Origin of the sequence: Pseudomonas sp. Q1, from assembly GCF_009935975.1 — a bacterium.
Lineage (GTDB): Bacteria > Pseudomonadota > Gammaproteobacteria > Pseudomonadales > Pseudomonadaceae > Aquipseudomonas > Aquipseudomonas palleroniana.
This window is the reverse complement of sequence record NZ_QODI01000073.1, coordinates 1-600: the sequence shown is the minus strand read 5'-3', so window position 1 is coordinate 600 and position 600 is coordinate 1. Positions and strand designations below refer to the sequence as shown.

Here is a 600-nt window from a genome sequence, read left to right as displayed (position 1 = left end):
GACGCGCTACCGCCTGTTGATGACCAACCATCACATGTTGCTTGATGGCTGGTCGATGCCGATCCTGGTGCAGGACCTGTTGGCCTTGTACGGCGGTGAGGTGCTGGGGACTGGGCCGGCGCTGCGTGAGCAGTTTGCCTGGTTGGCGACCCAAGACAAAGCTGCGGCCCGCAGCGCCTGGCGAGACGCATTGGCCGGGCTGGAGGGGCCGACGCTGTTGGCGGGGCAGGCGTTGACGGTGTCGCCGACGGGCTTGCGGCAGCAGGCAGTAAGCGTGGACCTCGATGCGAGCCTGACCAGCGCATTGGAGGCTCTGGCCAAACGTCATGAGTTGACGTTGGGCACCGTATTGCAGGGCGCTTGGGCGATCCTGTTGAGCCGTCAGACAGGCCAGCACGATGTAGTGTTCGGCATCACGGTTTCGGGCCGTCCGGCTGAATTGACGCGAGTGGAGCAGCGCATCGGGTTGTTTATCAACACCGTACCGCTACGGGTTGTGCTGGCGCCGCAGGAGCCGTTGATGGACTTGCTGGGCCGCATTCAGTCGGCTCAGGCGAACCTGCTGGCGCATCAACACCTGGGGCTGACAGAAATTCAAGG

At 63.5% G+C, this 600-nt stretch carries 1 protein-coding gene; it reads left to right on the top strand.

Annotated elements, in window-relative coordinates:
- Positions 1-600: condensation domain-containing protein (locus DK870_RS29190; protein ID WP_256679957.1), on the top strand; the 600-nt coding region annotated here is incomplete at both ends.